This window comes from Amorphus sp. MBR-141, assembly GCF_053628695.1.
On record NZ_JBRJGW010000007.1, the window covers coordinates 44222 to 61024 of the forward strand.

Annotated in this window: 15 protein-coding genes; 13 read left to right on the forward strand and 2 right to left on the reverse strand. The window is 68.0% G+C overall.

What is annotated here, in order from left to right; genetic code table 11:
- Positions 1-83: 83 nt before the first annotated feature.
- From rpsM to ACSSVZ_RS11375, 12 genes are all read left to right on the forward strand, one after another.
- Positions 84-452, forward strand: coding sequence for a 30S ribosomal protein S13 (rpsM, locus tag ACSSVZ_RS11320; protein WP_453961161.1), 369 nt, complete (start codon positions 84-86; stop codon positions 450-452).
- Between the two features lie 107 nt (positions 453-559).
- Positions 560-949 (forward strand): 30S ribosomal protein S11, encoded by a 390-nt coding sequence (gene rpsK / locus ACSSVZ_RS11325; protein WP_453961162.1) that lies wholly within the window; start codon positions 560-562, stop codon positions 947-949.
- Between the two features lie 115 nt (positions 950-1064).
- Positions 1065-2087 carry a DNA-directed RNA polymerase subunit alpha gene (locus ACSSVZ_RS11330; protein WP_453970052.1) on the forward strand — a complete coding sequence of 341 codons (1023 nt, stop codon included), beginning with the start codon at positions 1065-1067 and terminating at the stop codon, positions 2085-2087.
- Positions 2088-2151: 64 nt separating this feature from the next.
- Positions 2152-2565, forward strand: coding sequence for a 50S ribosomal protein L17 (gene rplQ, locus ACSSVZ_RS11335; protein WP_453970054.1), 414 nt, complete (start codon positions 2152-2154; stop codon positions 2563-2565).
- A gap of 470 nt (positions 2566-3035) precedes the next feature.
- Positions 3036-4451, forward strand: coding sequence for a DegQ family serine endoprotease (locus ACSSVZ_RS11340; protein ID WP_453970056.1), 1416 nt, complete (start codon positions 3036-3038; stop codon positions 4449-4451).
- A gap of 21 nt (positions 4452-4472) precedes the next feature.
- Complete coding sequence (locus ACSSVZ_RS11345) at positions 4473-5786, forward strand: replication-associated recombination protein A (protein WP_453970057.1); 1314 nt, start codon at positions 4473-4475, stop codon at positions 5784-5786.
- A gap of 136 nt (positions 5787-5922) precedes the next feature.
- Positions 5923-6309: a fluoride efflux transporter CrcB gene (gene crcB, locus ACSSVZ_RS11350; RefSeq protein WP_453970059.1), complete on the forward strand. Its 387-nt coding sequence runs from the start codon at positions 5923-5925 to the stop codon at positions 6307-6309.
- 29 nt (positions 6310-6338) lie between these two features.
- On the forward strand, positions 6339-7352 hold the full coding sequence (locus ACSSVZ_RS11355; protein WP_453970060.1) for an RluA family pseudouridine synthase: 1014 nt from the start codon (positions 6339-6341) through the stop codon (positions 7350-7352).
- 7 nt (positions 7353-7359) lie between these two features.
- Complete coding sequence (locus ACSSVZ_RS11360; protein WP_453970062.1) at positions 7360-8262, forward strand: hypothetical protein; 903 nt, start codon at positions 7360-7362, stop codon at positions 8260-8262.
- A gap of 296 nt (positions 8263-8558) precedes the next feature.
- Positions 8559-10103: an MFS transporter gene (locus ACSSVZ_RS11365; protein ID WP_453970063.1), complete on the forward strand. Its 1545-nt coding sequence runs from the start codon at positions 8559-8561 to the stop codon at positions 10101-10103.
- Positions 10104-10197: 94 nt separating this feature from the next.
- Entirely contained in the window at positions 10198-11841 is a 1644-nt protein-coding gene (gene pgi / locus ACSSVZ_RS11370) for a glucose-6-phosphate isomerase (RefSeq protein WP_453970065.1), read from the forward strand.
- A 176-nt stretch (positions 11842-12017) separates the two neighbouring features.
- Positions 12018-14339, forward strand: a complete 2322-nt coding sequence (locus ACSSVZ_RS11375; protein WP_453970066.1) for a xanthine dehydrogenase family protein molybdopterin-binding subunit — start codon at positions 12018-12020, stop codon at positions 14337-14339.
- 6 nt (positions 14340-14345) lie between these two features.
- On the opposite strand, the gene ACSSVZ_RS11380 is transcribed toward ACSSVZ_RS11375, so the two are convergent.
- Entirely contained in the window at positions 14346-14966 is a 621-nt protein-coding gene (locus tag ACSSVZ_RS11380) for an AAA family ATPase (protein ID WP_453970067.1), read from the reverse strand.
- 143 nt (positions 14967-15109) lie between these two features.
- Here ACSSVZ_RS11380 and ACSSVZ_RS11385 point away from each other — a divergent pair, with 143 nt between their 5' ends.
- On the forward strand, positions 15110-16162 hold the full coding sequence (locus ACSSVZ_RS11385) for a DMT family transporter (protein ID WP_453970069.1): 1053 nt from the start codon (positions 15110-15112) through the stop codon (positions 16160-16162).
- Positions 16163-16190: 28 nt separating this feature from the next.
- On the opposite strand, the gene ACSSVZ_RS11390 is transcribed toward ACSSVZ_RS11385, so the two are convergent.
- Positions 16191-16730, reverse strand: coding sequence for a MarR family winged helix-turn-helix transcriptional regulator (locus ACSSVZ_RS11390; RefSeq protein ID WP_453970071.1), 540 nt, complete (start codon positions 16728-16730; stop codon positions 16191-16193).
- Between the last annotated feature and the right edge of the window lie 73 nt (positions 16731-16803).

The following is a 16803-nucleotide window of genomic DNA, read 5'->3' on the forward strand; positions in this document are numbered from 1 at the left end:
GCCCAAGTCCGGCTTTGATATGTAAGGTCGGGTTTTAGCGAGACATCTCGAGCCGGGACCTCGAGTACGAAGGAGAGACCAGAGTGGCCCGCATTGCAGGCGTCAATATTCCGACCAACAAGCGCGTTGTCATCGCGCTTCAGTACATTCACGGCATTGGTGCGGCCAAGGCTCGCGAGATCGCGGAGAAGGTCAATGTCGCGCCCGAGCGTCGGGTCAACGAGCTGTCCGACGCCGAAGTGCTGCACATGCGCGAAGTCATCGACCGCGACTATCTCGTCGAGGGCGACCTGCGGCGCGATACCGCGATGAACATCAAGCGGCTGATGGATCTGGGTTGCTACCGCGGCCTGCGTCATCGCCGCGGTCTGCCGGTTCGTGGCCAGCGGACCCACACCAATGCGCGCACGCGCAAGGGTCCGGCCAAGGCCATCGCGGGCAAGAAGAAATAAACAGCTGATGTCGGCGCGGGTGCCGGGCCGGTTTCGGGCCCGGTGCCGCCGATACGGTGGAGCCGCCGGCATTACGGCGGTGTCGAGATCGAACAAGGAAGAATGAAATGGCGAAGGACACGACCCGGGTACGCCGGCGTGAACGCAAGAACATCACCTCCGGCGTGGCGCACGTGAACGCATCGTTCAACAACACGATGATCACGATCACCGACGCTCAGGGCAACACGATTTCCTGGTCGTCGGCCGGTACGATGGGTTTCAAGGGGTCGCGCAAGTCGACGCCTTACGCCGCCCAGGTGGCTGCCGAGGATGCGGCCCGCAAGGCGAGCGAGCACGGCATGCGGACCCTCGAGGTCGAGGTGACCGGGCCCGGCTCTGGTCGCGAGTCCGCGCTGCGTGCCCTGCAGTCGGTCGGGTTCACGATCACGTCGATCCGTGACGTGACGCCGATCCCGCATAATGGCTGCCGCCCGCGCAAGCGTCGGCGCGTTTGAGCCTCGCCATGGGTATCGGGCGTATCGTCGCCCGACCCGACCAGTTTCCCGCTTCGGTGGGCATGACGGTCCTGTTGCAACGGGATCGTCATCGGACAAGCGAAAAGGTGCGACGGTGATCATTCAAAAGAATTGGCAGGAGCTCATCAAGCCGAACAAGCTTGAGGTGAAGGCGGGCTACGAGCCCGGCCGCACGGCCACGCTCGTGGCAGAGCCGCTCGAGCGCGGTTTCGGCCTGACGCTGGGCAATGCGCTCCGCCGCGTGCTGTTGTCGTCCCTGCAGGGCGCTGCGGTGACCGCGGTGCAGATCGACGGCGTTCTGCACGAGTTCTCCTCGATCTCGGGCGTCCGCGAGGACGTGACCGACATCGTGCTGAACATCAAGGAAATCGCCGTCAAGATGCAGGGCGAGGGTCCGAAGCGCATGGTCGTGCGCAAGCAGGGCCCGGGCGTCGTGACCGCTGGCGACATCCAGACGGTGGGCGACATCGAGGTGCTGAACCCCGACCACGTGCTGTGCACCCTCGACGAGGGCACGGACATCCGCATGGAGTTCACGGTGAACACCGGCAAGGGCTACGTCCCGGCGGATCGCAACCGCCCCGAGGACGCGCCGATCGGCCTGATTCCGGTCGACAGCCTGTACTCGCCGGTGAAGAAGGTCTCCTACAAGGTCGAGAACACCCGCGAGGGCCAGGTTCTGGACTATGACAAGCTGACCCTGTCGGTCGAGACGGACGGCTCGCTGTCCCCGGAAGACTCCGTCGCCTACGCGGCGCGCATCCTGCAGGACCAGCTGGCCATCTTCGTGAACTTCGAGGAGCCCCAGAAGGCCGAGATCCGCGAAGACGTTCCGGAGCTGGCGTTCAATCCGGCGCTGCTGAAGAAGGTCGACGAGCTCGAGCTGTCGGTGCGCTCGGCAAACTGCCTGAAGAACGACAACATCGTCTACATCGGTGACCTGATCCAGAAGACCGAGGCGGAGATGCTCCGGACCCCGAACTTCGGACGCAAGTCGCTGAACGAGATCAAGGAAGTCCTTGCGCAGATGGGTCTCCACCTGGGCATGGAAGTCACGAACTGGCCGCCGGAGAACATCGAAGAACTGGCGAAGCGCTACGAAGATCATCACTATTGAGAGCGGGTTGATGGCCCTGAAGGGGTCGCCGATCGCCTTGAATAACCGCGCGAGGAGTTAGCCGATGCGCCATGGCAAAAGTGGCCGCAAGCTCAATCGGACGTCCAGTCATCGGAAGGCGATGTTCGCCAACATGGCTGCATCGTTGATTGAGCACGAGCAGATCATCACAACCCTTCCGAAGGCGAAGGAGCTGCGTCCGGTGGTGGAGCGTCTGGTGACGCTTGCCAAGCGGGGCGACCTTCATGCCCGTCGGCAGGCCATCAGCCAGATCCGCGACACCGCGGCCGTGGCGAAGCTGTTCGAGACGCTCGGTCCGCGCATGGCCGCCCGTCCCGGCGGCTACCTGCGCATCATGCGCGCCGGGTTCCGCTACGGCGACAACGCGGCGGTTGCCGTGATCGAGTTCGTGGACCGGGATCCGGAGGCGCGCGGCGCCGTCGACCGTGCCCGTCTCGCTGCTGAAGAAGCCGCGTAGATCGATTGCCGGTATCCGACCGCCAGGTCCGGATATAGGATGACAATTCGAGCGCCCCGCATGTTTGTCATGCGGGGCGCTCGTGTTTGTGGCCGGGCCGGTGCCTTTGCCACGTCACTGCCCGGTTTCCGCCCTAGAGCTCGTCTCGTTCAGATTGTTTCGACGACATCATCGTGATCTCGTTCCATGAAGCGCCACCCGCTTCCAGCCGGGGCGATGCCGTCGAATCGTCGGTGGCTTCGGGGGGCTCCAGTGAATGTGATGATGACCATCGGCTCCCGGCATGCCCGTTCGAACCGGTCTGCCTGTAGGTTCATGAAGGCCGAGGCGCCCCCGACCGGTCACGCGCACGAGGTGCGGCAGCCGGCCCGGCCTGGCGTTTTGGCGGCCGACGCGGAAAGGTGACCCCGTTGCAGACACGCGTTTCCCTGATTTCGAGCCTGGCCCGTCGTTCGGGCCGTCCCCAGCCGATGCGGCTCCCAGGGCTTGCTGCGGCCGCGCTGGCCTTTGCCGCGCTGGCGTGCGCGGCCCCGCCGGTCGCTGCCCAGGAGAAGGCCGTTCCGTCGAGCGCGGCCGACATCCAGCTCTCCTTCGCTCCGGTGGTGAAGCGCGTCGCACCCGCCGTGGTCAACATCTACGCCTCGCGCCGGGTGCGGGCAGCCCCACCGTCGGCGCTCTTCGACGATCCGCTGTTCCGCCACTTCTTCGGCGACCCGCGCGGGAATTCCGCGCCGGATCGGATGCAGAAGTCGCTCGGCTCCGGCGTGATCGTGTCCACCGACGGGGTGGTGATCACCAACAACCACGTCATTCGCGATGCGGACGAGATCCGGGTCTCGCTGTCGGACCGGCGCGAGTTCGACGCCGAGCTCATTCTCAAGGACGAGCGCACCGATCTTGCGGTGCTGCGCCTGAAGGCCGACGGCCAGACGTTTCCGACCGTGCCGTTCGCCGATTCCGACGGCCTGGAAGTCGGTGATCTGGTGCTCGCCATCGGCGATCCGTTCGGCGTCGGCCAGACGGTGACCCAGGGCATCGTCTCGGCGCTGGCGCGCACCCAGGTCGGCATCTCCGACTACCGATTCTTCATCCAGACCGATGCGGCGATCAATCCCGGCAATTCGGGCGGCGCGCTGATCGACATGAGCGGCCGGCTCGTGGGCATCAACTCGGCGATCTATTCGCGCTCCGGCGGGTCGCTCGGCATCGGCTTCGCCATCCCCGCGAACATGGCGCGCCTCGTCGTCGAATCCGCCGTCTCCAACGGAACGCTCGAGCGGCCGTGGTTCGGCGCCTCCATGCAGGCGGTGACCAGCGACATCGCCGACGGTCTGGGGCTCGACCGGCCGCGCGGCGCACTGGTGACCCGGGTGATGGACGACAGCCCGGCGGAGGAGGCGGGGTTCCAGGCCGGCGATCTGGTCCTGTCGATTGCCGGACAGACGATCGACGACCCGGATGCCTTCGGCTACCGCTTTGTGACCAAGGGCGTCGGCGGTACCGTCGACGTTGCCGTTCTCCGCAATGGTCGGGAATTGACCATCAGCGTTCCGCTGGAAGCGCCGCCCGAGACGACGCCGCGGGAAACCAAGGTGATCAGAGGGTCGTCGCCATTCACCGGCGTGACCGTCATGAACCTGTCCCCGGCCGTCGCCGAGGAGATCGCAATCGACTACGGCAGCGAGGGCGTCGTCGTGGCGGGTGTCGAAGACGGCTCCACCTCGCAGCGGATCGGCTTGCGCAGGGGCGATATCATCGTCGAGATCAACGGCCAGACGATCGAGACCACGGACATGCTCGAAGAGGTCGTGGACGGGCGACCGCGGGTCTGGCGCATCAGCATCGAGCGCGATGGCCAGGTGCTGCAGATGGCGTTCCGGGGCTGATCGGCGGATCTGGAAGCAGCCATGTCCGACCTCTTCAGCTCCGCCGGTCTCGACCAGTCAGCTCCCCGGCCGCTTGCCGACCGGCTGCGGCCGAAGACGCTCGCCGAGGTGGTCGGCCAGCCGCATCTGGTCGGTCCCGACGGCACGCTGACCCGCATGCTCCGGTCGGGCCGGGTCGGGTCGATGATCTTCTGGGGCCCGCCGGGGACCGGCAAGACCACCCTCGCGCGCCTGCTCGCCGGTGCGACCGATCTGCATTTCGAACAGATCTCGGCGATCTTCTCCGGCGTCGCCGACCTGAAGAAGGTGTTCGAGGCCGCCCGCGGACGCCGGTCGATGGGCAAGGGCACACTGCTGTTCGTCGACGAGATCCACCGCTTCAACCGGGCCCAGCAGGATGCCTTCCTGCCGGTGATGGAGGACGGGACGGTCACCCTTGTTGGCGCCACCACGGAGAACCCGTCGTTCGAGCTCAACGCCGCACTTCTGTCGCGCGGCCAGGTGCTCACCTTCCGGGCGCTGGACGCCGACGCGATCGCCGCCCTCCTGGAGGCCGCGGAGCGGACCGAGGAGCGGTCGCTGCCGCTCGATCCGGCGGCGCGCGAGAGCCTCGTGCGCATGGCCGACGGGGACGGGCGCGCCGCGCTGTCGCTCGCCGAGGAGGTCTGGCGGTCGGCCAACGAGGGCGAGCAGCTGACGGCGGAAAGCCTGCAGGCGGTGCTGCAGCGCCGGGCGCCGATCTACGACAAGTCGCGCGACGGCCACTACAATCTCATCTCCGCGCTTCACAAGGCGGTGCGCGGCTCCGATCCGGACGCGGCCCTCTACTACCTCTGCCGGATGCTCGACGCCGGCGAGGATCCGCTGTTCCTCGGCCGCCGGCTGGTGCGGATGGCGGTGGAGGACATCGGGCTCGCCGATCCGCACGCCCTCACCGTCGCGAACGCCGCCAAGGACGCCTACGACTTCCTCGGCTCTCCGGAGGGGGAGCTGGCGCTCGCCCAGGCGACGGTCTACCTCGCCGCCGCGCCGAAATCGAATGCGGTCTACCGCGCCTACAAGGCCGCGATGAAGACGGCGCGGGAGGGCGGCTCGCTGCTGCCCCCCAAGCACATCCTGAACGCGCCCACCAAGCTCATGAAGAGCGAGGGCTATTCCACCGGCTACCAGTACGACCACGACGCGCCGGACGCCTTTTCCGGTCAGGACTACTTTCCCGAGGAGCTCGGGCGGCAATCCTTCTACCGGCCGACCGGCTACGGCGCGGAGGCCGGCATCGGCAAGCGCCTGGAGCATCTCGACGCGCTGCGCCGCCGTCGGCGCGGCGACGGATGAGGTGAGGCGCGGAGCGGGCGTTTGAATTTGGGCGCGGCTTGAGTATCGTGCGCGCAATCACGGTTCACTCCCCGTGCCGGTCCGCCGGATCCGCACCAACCACCATTCGCTGGATATCTAGGGAGCCTGGCAGACCATGCGCGAAGTCCTGCTGGTGATGCTCGGTGGCGGCCTTGGCGCAGGGCTGCGCCACATGGTCGGCGTGGTGACGATGCGCGTCATGGGGTTCGGGTTTCCATGGGGAACCTTCACCGTCAACGTGGTCGGCTCGCTCGCCATGGGCTTGCTGGTGGCGATCCTGGCGCGCTATGGGCCGGACGTCGGCGCCCGCGAGATCCGGCTGTTCGTCGGCGTGGGCGTGCTCGGCGGGTTCACGACGTTCTCGTCGTTCTCCCTCGATGCGGTCAATCTCTACGAGGCCGGGCATGGGTCGACGGCCGCGCTCTATATTGTCGGCTCGGTCGTCCTCGGCCTGACGGCGCTGTTCGCCGGCCTCGGGCTCGTTCGCTGGCTGGCTCCCTGAGCGCCCGGCGCGGAAAGTATGCAAACGGTATGGCAACAATCGAAACCAGGCTGGTCGACGGCGACGAAGACGGCATGCGCGTCGACCGCTGGTTCAAGGCCCATTATCCGGGTGTCGGCTTCGGGCAGTTGCAGAAGCTCCTGCGCACCGGTCAGGTTCGTGTCGACGGCGGCCGCGTGAAGCCGTCAACCCGGCTCGAATCCGGCCAGACTGTGCGCATTCCGCCGGCGGCAACCGCCGCGCCGACCACGCCGACCGTCCCCGGCGGTCCCTCGCGGGAAGGCCGCGCCGGGCTCGAGCAGTATCTGCTGCATGAGGATGCGGAGGTGCTGGTCTTCAACAAGCCGGCCGGCCTCGCGGTCCAGGGCGGGCCGGGCCTCACGCGCCATGTCGACGGCCTGCTGGAGGGCTGGCGCGACCGCAAGGGCCAGAAGCCGCGCCTCGTTCACCGCCTTGACCGGGACACCTCGGGCGTCCTGCTGGTGGCGAAGACTCGCAAGGCGGCTGCCGACCTGGCCGGCTCGTTCCGCTCGCGCACCACCCGCAAGCTCTACTGGGCGCTGGTCAAAGGCATCCCGAAGCCGCGGGAGGGCCGGATCTCGACCTATCTCGCCAAGGAGGGCCCGCGCGAGGCCGAGCGCATGGTGATCTCCCGCCACGGCGAGCCGGACGCCGTCCACGCGGTCACCCACTACGCCGTCGTCGAGCAGGCCGGACAGAACGTCTGCTGGCTGGTGATGCGGCCGGTGACCGGACGTACCCACCAGCTGCGCGCCCACGCCGCGCACATCGGCCATCCGATCGTCGGCGACCCGAAATATTTCGACATCGAGAACTGGGATCTGCCCGGCGGCATCCAGAACAAGCTGCACCTGCATGCCCATCGGCTGGTCATCCCGCATCCGGCGGGCGGTGTGCTCGACGTGTCGGCGCCGCTGTCGGCCCACATGCAGCAGTCCTGGAACCTGTACGGGTTCGACCCGGCGCGTGCCTTCGAGGTCGAGGACGAAGCGGCCGTGCTCCTCAATGCCAAGGCGGGCTGAGACGGGCATGGGAGAGGGCGGACGGGCTCGGGTCTCGGTGGCCGCTTTGCCGCGCGTCTACGATTGCTTCCTGTTCTTCCGGGAACTCGATCTCCTGGAGATCCGGCTGGCGGAGCTTTATGACGTGGTCGACGTCTTCGTGCTGGTGGAGTCGCGCTACGACTTCGCCGGCAACGAGAAGGCGCTTCACTACAAGGCGAACCGGAAGCGCTTCGCCGCCTTCGCCGACAAGATCCGCCACATCGAGGTGCTCGACGAGCCGGCCGAGGCGGGCCTGCGGTGGGCTCGCCAGCGCCACCAGCGCGGGCAAATCCTGGCCGGGCTCGCGGATGCCGCGCCCGACGACCTGGTTCTCCTGTCGGACATCGACGAGATCCCGTCGGAAGCCACCGTTGCGGCGATGGCCGCCGACGTCCGCCCGCACGCGGTTCACTTCCTCAACCAGCCGCTCCACCGCTTCTATCTCGACATCCGTGACACCGGCGGGCGCGGCTGGATCGGCACGCGCGCGGTGCGTGCGCGCCACATGATCGACCCGACGCGCCTGCGCAAGCTGAAGCCGGTGAATTACCCGAAGGCGCCGCGCGCCTACGAGGCGCTCTATTGGGGCTACCGCAGCCTTGCCGAGTTCCGGGCGCTCACCACCCGCGTGCTGCACCGGAATGCCGGCTGGCACTTCTCCTCGCTCGGCGACGCCGATTATCTGGCCGCAAAGGATGCCGCGATCATCTTCGATGAACGGAACCATGGCACCCAGATGACCGCCTCCGACTGGCAGCGCGAACGGGATCGCCTGGTGATGACGCTGGGAGCTGCGGAAGTGGTCGCGTCCCATCGGTCGCTGCCGAAGTCCGTCCGCGAGAACGCTTCGAAATACGGCGAGTATTTCTACAACAGGCCGTGGGAGTGATTGTCTCCTCGGGCGATTTGACCGCGGGCTCCGAGCCCGGGCCGCCTATTGGAAGCCGGCTAAATAATATCTCGACCTCGATCGTCCCGAGCGTCCGATCCGAAGGCGGGAACCGGTATCGGGAAAAATCCGATGCTGGAACAAGAAGCTAGGGCGCCGGGCGCTGTGAATTCCGCCAGAACGGCCGGGGCTCTAGCCTGTCATGGCAACTTCATTTGATTCCCCCGCCTCGTCGAGCCTCTATGCCAGCGGGCGCGTGTCGGCCGTTCGGCGGTCGTTGGGACTTGGGGGATCAGATGAGCGACGTGGGCATCGCCGGAGTGCATCCGGCAAGCACCTCTGATGTGGGGCCGGGCGGCAAGACGGTCCAGCAGTACATCGACGAGACTCCCCGCTGGGAGGATGGCACGATCGTCGCCATGACGCCGATGACCCGCATGCAGTGGCTGATCTGGGGTCTGGCGGCGGCCGGCAAGTTCTTCGAGGGCATGGTCGTCTTCATGACCGGCGTCGCCCTGCCGCTGATCAGCAAGGACTGGAACCTCGGCGATTTCGAGCACGGCATGGTGGCGGCTGCGAGCCTGCTCGGCATTCTGGTCGGCGCCACGCTGCTCGGCGGCCTCTCCGATCACTTCGGCCGCAAGCGCATGTTCATCGCGGAGATGGTGCTGTTCACCATCTTCCTGGTGCTGACGTGCCTGAGCCCGTCGTTCATCTGGTTCGTGATCTGCCTGTTGGGGCTCGGCGTCGCGCTCGGCTGCGACTACCCGACGGCGCACATGGTCATTTCGGAATCGATCCCGTCCCGCTCGCGCGGCCGCCTCGTGCTGTCGGCGTTCGGCTTCCAGGCGGTGGGGGCGCTGTTCGGAACGTTCGTCGGTTATCTGATCCTGGTGAACCATCCCCAGCTCGATGCCTGGCGCTACATGTACGCCGCGGCGATCATCCCCGCCGTCCTCGTTCTCATCGGCCGGTTCTACATCACCGAGAGCGTCCACTGGTTGTTCGCCAAGGGGCGGGTCGAAGAGGCCGAGCGGGAGGCGACGCGGCTTCTCAAGCGCACACCGGCCTATCCGACCAAGATCAAGCTGAAGCGGAAGAAGGTGCCGAAGGCCGGCGTTCCGGTGCACAAGCCGGAGACCCACTACGGCGTGCTGTTCAGCAAGAAGAACCGCCGGGCGACGATCCTCGCCTCCGTTCCGTGGTTCCTGCAGGACCTCGGCACCTACGGCATCGGCATCTTCACCCCGGTGATCCTGGCGGCGGCGGTCGGTCACAAGAAGGAACACGCCACCACGGTCGCCGACATCGTGCAGAACGACATTCTCGCGGCGCGGGGGGCTGCCACCATCGACGTGCTCCTCATCGTCGGCATCATCGTCGCGGTGCTGCTGGCCGATCGCGTCGGCCGCATTCGTCTGCAGATCCTCGGCTTCTTCGGCTGCGCCGCCGGCCTGCTGGTGGCGGCCCTGTCTGCCTATGTCGACCCGACCCTGGAGGTCCTGATGGTCTTCATCGGGTTCATGCTCTTCAACTTCATGACGAACATGGGACCGAACGCGCAGACCTATTTGATCGCAGGCGAAGTGTTCCCGACCGAGGTGCGCGGCAAGGGGGCGGGCTTCGCTGCCTCCTTCGCCAAGATCGGTGCGGTCCTGACGGCGTTTCTGTTCCCGGTGTTCCTCGCGGACTTCGGCACCACGGCCATTCTGCTGGCGCTGGTGGTGACCTCGCTGATCGGCGCCTGGGTGACCTGGCAGTTCCGCATCGAGACCGCCGGCCTCAACCTGGAGGAACTCGACGCGGACATCGACGCCGAGTACGCCCACGCTCCCGCCTGAGCGGGGTGGAACGATCCGCCCCGTCCGAGCTTGACACCGCGCGGGAGGGGCGCTCCCCTCCCGGACGGACGAGGTGGAAGAGATCGGGACCGAGATGAGTGACGGCGTCGAAGCGATCTTCGCGCGACTGGGGGCGTGTCGGGCGGGCTGGACCGGGCGCACGCTGCGCGGCGAATTCGAGGCAGATCCGGGCCGCTTCGACCGCTTCCATGCCGATTTCGACGATCTGCTCCTCGACTACTCCAAGACCCATGTCGACGCCGACACGCTGGCGCTGCTGATCGAGCTGGCGGAGGCGGCCGACCTCGCCGGCTGGCAGCAGCGGATGGTCGGCGGCGATGCGATCAACACCACCGAGCGGCGTGCCGTGCTGCATACGGCGCTGCGCGCCGGCCCGGAGCGTGCGGTCCATGTCGACGGGCAGGACGTGCCGGCCGACGTGGCCGACGTGCTGGCGCGGATGGAGGCGTTCACCGATGCGGTGCGCTCCGGCGCGATCCGCGGCGCCACCGGCGAGGCCTTCACCGACGTCGTCAACATCGGCATCGGCGGCTCCGACCTCGGCCCCCGCATGGCGACGCGGGCCCTGTCGCCCTACCGCGAGGGCGGGCCGCGGGTGCACTACGTCGCCAACGTCGACGGGGCGGACCTGGCGGACACGCTGACGACCCTCGACCCCGCCCGCACGCTTTTCCTGATCGCCTCGAAGACGTTCACCACCCTGGAGACGATGACCAACGCCGCGTCGGCCCGGGAGTGGCTCGCCTCCGCGCTCGGCGAGGCCGCGGTGCCGGACCATTTCGCGGCGCTGTCGACGGCCCTCGACAAGGTCGCCGCGTTCGGCATCCGCGAGGACCGGATCTTCGGCTTCTGGGACTGGGTCGGCGGGCGCTATTCCATCTGGTCGGCGATCGGCCTCTCGCTCGCCCTGTCGATCGGCTTCCGCAACTTCTCCGACTTCCTGGCCGGCGCGGCGGAAATGGACGCGCACTTCCTCGACGCGCCGCTCGACCGCAATCTGCCGGTGCTGATGGGGCTGATCGGCGTCTGGTACCGTGATCTGTGGGATTGCCGCAGCCTCGCTGTGCTGCCCTACGACCAGCGGCTCGCGCACTTCCCGGCGTTCCTGCAGCAGCTCGACATGGAATCGAACGGCAAGCGGGTGACCCGCGACGGCACCCCGGTGCCCCGCCCCACCGGGCCGGTGGTGTTCGGCGAGCCCGGCACCAACGGCCAGCACGCCTTCTACCAGCTCCTACACCAGGGCACCGACGTGATCCCGTGCGAGTTTCTGGTCGCCTGTGAACCGCACGAGGCGGACGACGATCATCACACCAAGCTGGTGGCCAACTGCTTCGCCCAGTCCCAGGCGCTGATGCGCGGCCGGACCGCCGACGAGGTGCGCGACCTGATGCTGGCGCAGGGCGCCAGCGCGGAGGAGGCCGATCGCCTGGCGCCGCACCGGGCGTTCCCCGGCGACCGTCCGTCGACCACCCTGATCTATCGGACCCTCGATCCCCGCACGCTCGGGCGGCTGATCGCCCTCTACGAGCACAAGGTGTTCGTCCAGGGGGTGATCTGGAACATCAACTCGTTCGATCAGTATGGGGTGGAACTCGGCAAGGAGCTTGCGAGCGCGCTGCTCGGACCGATCGAGACCGGTGCGGCGCTGCCCGATACCGACGCCTCGACGGCCGGCCTCGTGGCGTACTTCCGCTCCGTGCATGCAGCCCGCTGATGCAGTCGCGACGCGCGACCCATGCAGCACGGGTCATGGTGCTCATGCGCCCGACAGGTTAGACTCGTTTCAACGTCCGGCTCCGGACCGCACCTGACACCGCACCGCGACTGGCACCTTCGCCGGCGGATCCTCCGCCCGGCGCCCGCGCGGTCACTTCTTCCCATGGAGGTCCCATGAACGACATGACCGCTCCGAAGTTCGGCATCGGCGCTCCCGCCCGGCGCATGGAAGACCAGGCGTTCGTCACCGGCAAGGGCAGCTACGTCGACGACTACCGACCGGAAGGCACGCTGGTCGCATTCGTCCTGCGCTCGCCGATCGCGGCGGGCAGCTTCACCATCACCGGCGGACTGGACGACGCGCGGGCCCTCGACGGGGTCCGGCTCGTGCTCACCTACGACGACATCGCCCATCTCGGCCCGCTGCCGTCGAAGGGCATCGGCCCGCAGGTCGACGGCTCGCCGACCGAGGTCCCGCCGCGCACCGTTCTGTGCAAGGACGTCGTGCGCTTCGTTGGCGACCCGGTGGTGTTCATCGTCGCGGAAACCCGCGCCGCCGCCGAAGACGCCGCCGAGCTGATCGAGATCGACTGGGACGCCGCCCCGGCGATCGCCGACCCGGCGCGCGCCCTCGACGCCGATGCGCCGGTGGTCTGGCCCGAGTACGGCTCCAACCTCGCCTTCACCTACGGCAGCGGCGATGCCGTGGCCACGGATGCGGCCTTCGCCAAGGCGGAGAAGGTGGCCAAGCTCACGCTGCTCAACAACCGCCTCGTCACCAACTACATGGAGACGCGCGGCTGCGTCGCCGAGTACGACGCCGGCTCCGGCCGCTACACCCTGACCGTCGTCAGCCAGGGCGGCCACTCGATGAAGGGCATCCTCGCCAAGGACGTCTTCGGCATCGAGCCCGACCGCATCCGCGTCGTCACCCCCGACGTCGGCGGCGGCTTCGGCACCAAGATCTTCATCTATCCGGAATATCCGCTGGCGATGGTCGCCGCGGAGAAGCTCGGCGCGCCGGTGAAGTGGATCTCGACCCGCGGCGAGGCGTTCCTCTCCGACAGCCAGGGCCGCGACAACATCACCACCGCCGAAGTCGCCATGGACGGCGCCGGCAAATTCCTCGGCCTGCGCATCGACCTGGTCGCCAACATGGGCGCCTACCTGCACCAGTTCGGCCCCTTCGTTCCCCGCGTCGGCACCAGCATGTCGACCGGTGTCTACGACATCCCGGCGGCCGACGTGCGCATCCGCGGCGTCTACACCAACACCGTGCCGCTGGACGCCTATCGCGGCGCCGGCCGGCCCGAGGCGGCCTACGTCATCGAACGGCTCGTCGACGAGGCGGCCCGGGTCATGCACGTGTCGCCGGTGGAGATCCGCCGGACCAACTTCATCCGTCCGGAGCAGATGCCCTACGAGACCCCGGTCGGCCGCGTCTACGATTCCGGCGAATTCGCCGGCCATCTCGACCGCGCGCTGGAGGTCTCCGACCATGCCGGCTTCGAGGCGCGCATCGCCGAGAGCACCGCGCGCGGCCGGCTGCGCGGCATCGGCCTCACCACCTACATCGAGGCGTGCGCCTTCCCGGGTGGCGAGACGGCCACGGTCGGGCTCGCCGACGACGGCATCGTCACGCTGCTGATCGGCACCCAGACGAACGGCCAGGGCCACGCGACCTCCTACGCCCAGGTGATGGCCGAGACGCTCGGTCTCGACTTCGACCGCATCAAGGTCGTCCAGGGCGACACCGACCGGGTCGAGACCGGCGGCGGCACCGGCGGCTCGCGCTCGATCCCGCTCGGCCTTCCCTCGGTCAAGGTCGCCTCCACCGATCTCGCCGAGAAGCTCAAGGCGATCGCGGCCGACCACCTGGAAGTGGCGCCGGCCGACCTGGAGCTGGTTGACGGCAGCGTCCGCATCGTCGGCACCGACCGCGCCATGTCGCTCGCCGACATCGCCCGGGCCACCGACGACAAGAGCCTTCTCTCGGCAGCCGGACGCGTCGAGCAGGACAAGCCGACCTTCCCGAACGGCACCCACGTCTGCGAACTCGAGATCGATCCGGACACCGGCCACGTCCACATCCTGCGCTACACCATCGTCGACGACTTCGGGGTCACGGTGAACCCGGTCCTGCTGGCCGGCCAGGTCTTCGGCGGCGTGGTGCAGGGGATCGGCCAGGCGCTGCACGAGCGCACCGTGTTCGACGCCGACGGTCAGCTGCTGACCGCGACGCTGCTCGACTACGCGGTGCCGCGCGCCGACGACGTGCCGTTCTTCCACTTCGAGACCCGCAACATTCCCACCACCGCCAACGCGCTCGGCATCAAGGGCGCGGGCGAGGCCGGCACCATCGGCGCGGCGAGCGCGGTGATGAACGCGGTGGTCGACGCACTGGAGCGGGCGATGGGCGTCACCCACGTCGACATGCCGGCAACGCCGGCCAAGCTTTGGGCGATTATCGACGAGGCCCGCGCCGGCGGTGCCTGAGGGCGCTCAGCGGCGCCCGATCGTCTCCAGAACGAACGCCACGCGCGCCGCCACGGTCCCGCGTGGCAGCTCCACGAGGTCGTAGCCGGCCGCCCGGTAGGTCGCGACCATCGCCGCATGGGTGCGCTCGGCCTCGTCCAGGTCCTGCCTGCGCTCGTCGTCCTGGCCGAAGATCTCCGGCCAGGGCGGGGCGATGAAGACCGTCGGCGCGTAGCGGAAGATCGCCATGGCCCGGGACACGTGCGGCGGAACCTCCAGTCCGCAGACGCGCAGGTAGCCGGCCACGTCCAGAACCCCGCGGTCGAAGAACACCGGTCCGCCGGCTGCGGTCGCGCTCCGGTAGGAGCGCATCTCCCAGGACAGCATCAGCTCGGCGAACGCGGATCGGTCCGCCCATGGCAGCGCGGTGCCGCCGATCGCCACCTGGTCGCGAATGATCGCCCGGCCGGCCTCCTCGGTGGTGGCATATCCGCGGGCAGCAAGCGCCTCCAGCAGCGTGCTCTTGCCCGCGCCCGGTCCGCCGGTGACGACGAAGAAGCGCTCAGCCCGTGTCCGGTCCGGCCTTTCCGCCGATGCGGCCGCGCCGCCATCGGCCGGCCAGGCCTCGCGGGCCTGCATTGCTGCCATCCGGTTTCTCCATTTGCCGGCTTCGTCGTTACTCGTCATAATTTTACTGCAGATGCTCACTATTTGATCGCGCCGTCGCCGCCCGAGGTCTTTCCGGGTGCGGGACGAAGCGCGTTTTCCTTCGTATTCGAGGCCAGACGTCCGTGCGGACAGGAGATGATCACGGCGGCTTTTCGGGAGCCGCCGGTGACGATGCCGATGGGGATCCCGTCCCGGATGCCGCGCTGACGGCGACGTCCGTGCCGCGCGGCCTTGCCGAGATCGCCGTGCCGCCGCTGAATACGATGAAGGGCATCGGCCTCAAGGTCCTCTCCGCCTTCATCTTCTGCGCAATGCTGGCGCTGGTGAAGATCGCCGGCGAGCGGGTTCCGATCGGCCAGATCCTGTTCGCCCGCAATTTCTTCGGTCTCATCCCGGTCGTCGTGATGGTCGCCTATCTCGGCTCGATGCGCAGCATCCTGCGGACGAAGCGTCCGTTCGGCCACATGAAGCGGGCGATCGTCGGCACCGCCTCGATGGCGCTCTGGTTCGCCGCCCTGCAGCGACTGGCGCTGCCCGACGCCACCGCGATCACCTACGCCTCGCCGCTGATCATGGTCGCCTTCGCGGCCGTCTTCCTGGGCGAGAAGGTGCGTATCTACCGCTGGTCGGCGGTTGGCGTCGGCTTCGTCGGCGTCATCGTGATGCTGACCCCGCAGTTCGCTTCCGGCTTCGACATCGCCGGCAGCGCCGAGGCGACCGGCGCGGCGATGGCGCTCGCCTCCGCGGTGTTCATGGCGCTCGTGTCGGTGTTCGTCCGGGAGCTGACCGCCACCGAGCAGACCGGCACCATCGTGATCTACTTCTTCGCGACCGCCGCGCTGCTGTCGCTGATCACCGTGCCGTTCGGCTGGGTCATGCCGACGCCGATGGAAGCGGCCCTCCTGGTCGGGATCGGCCTGCTCGGCGGCATCGCCCAGATCTTCCTGACCCAGGCCTACCGCCACGCCGAGGCCTCGACGATCGCGCCGTTCGAGTACACCACCATGCTGTGGACCGTGCTGCTCGGCGTGTTCGTGTTCGACGAGATGCCGCAGATGGCGGTGATCGCCGGTTCGGTGGTGGTCGTCGGGGCCGGGCTCTACGTGATCTACCGCGAACGCAGCCTCGGTCTGGTGCGCAGCGAGCTGGCGGCCACCACGCCAGCGCGCGGCTGAGCGGCGCCACTTCTGCCGGCCGGAGCGCTCAATCGGCCGGGTCGTGGCCGTTTCCGGGGACGTTGATGGCGAGCGACCGGTCGATGAGCTGCCTCAGGATCCTCTTGATCGCCGCGACCTCGGCATCGGTGTAGCCGGCGAGCATTTCCGCTTCGTGCTGCCTGGCGATCTCGATGAGCGGCCTAGCGATCGCCAGCCCGGCGGGGGTGATGTGGACCCGCACCCGGCGACGGTCGCTGGTGTCGCCGCGGCGCTCGATCAGCCCCTGCGCCCCCAGCCTGTCCAGCACCTTGGAGAGGCGGGGCTGGTTGAACAGGGCGATCTCCGCAAGCCGCGACACCGACATCCCGTCGACGTCGATCAGGCACGTCAGCACCCGCCATTCGGCGATGCCGCTGCCTTTGCCCTTGATGCGGGCGTGCACGCCGGCCGAATAGACGTGGCTCGCCTGCGCCAGCAGATAGGACATGTAGCCGGCGACGAACGAGCCCTCGGGCGGGCCGTAGTCGCGCCCGGCATCCATCGGGGTGTCGTCCGGGGCAGACCGGCGGTCGGGATCGTGCTTCATGGGATTGCGTGCGCCCTCCGACTGATTCATAACTTTTCATGCAATCCGGGAAAAGGGCCCGCCATCCCGTCCC

Bases quoted from the DNA above. Each gene is read 5' to 3' on its own strand.
- ACSSVZ_RS11390 (WP_453970071.1), bottom strand. From the start codon at position 16,730: ATGAAGCACGATCCCGACCGCCGGTCTGCCCCGGACGACACCCCGATG.
- ACSSVZ_RS11355 (WP_453970060.1), top strand. From the start codon at position 6,339: ATGGCAACAATCGAAACCAGGCTGGTCGACGGCGACGAAGACGGCATG.
- rpsK (WP_453961162.1), top strand. From the start codon at position 560: ATGGCGAAGGACACGACCCGGGTACGCCGGCGTGAACGCAAGAACATC.
- ACSSVZ_RS11365 (WP_453970063.1), top strand. From the start codon at position 8,559: ATGAGCGACGTGGGCATCGCCGGAGTGCATCCGGCAAGCACCTCTGAT.
- rplQ (WP_453970054.1), top strand. From the start codon at position 2,152: ATGCGCCATGGCAAAAGTGGCCGCAAGCTCAATCGGACGTCCAGTCAT.
- ACSSVZ_RS11340 (WP_453970056.1), top strand. From the start codon at position 3,036: ATGCGGCTCCCAGGGCTTGCTGCGGCCGCGCTGGCCTTTGCCGCGCTG.
- ACSSVZ_RS11380 (WP_453970067.1), bottom strand. From the start codon at position 14,966: ATGGCAGCAATGCAGGCCCGCGAGGCCTGGCCGGCCGATGGCGGCGCG.
- crcB (WP_453970059.1), top strand. From the start codon at position 5,923: ATGCGCGAAGTCCTGCTGGTGATGCTCGGTGGCGGCCTTGGCGCAGGG.
- ACSSVZ_RS11360 (WP_453970062.1), top strand. From the start codon at position 7,360: ATGGGAGAGGGCGGACGGGCTCGGGTCTCGGTGGCCGCTTTGCCGCGC.
- ACSSVZ_RS11375 (WP_453970066.1), top strand. From the start codon at position 12,018: ATGAACGACATGACCGCTCCGAAGTTCGGCATCGGCGCTCCCGCCCGG.
- pgi (WP_453970065.1), top strand. From the start codon at position 10,198: ATGAGTGACGGCGTCGAAGCGATCTTCGCGCGACTGGGGGCGTGTCGG.
- ACSSVZ_RS11345 (WP_453970057.1), top strand. From the start codon at position 4,473: ATGTCCGACCTCTTCAGCTCCGCCGGTCTCGACCAGTCAGCTCCCCGG.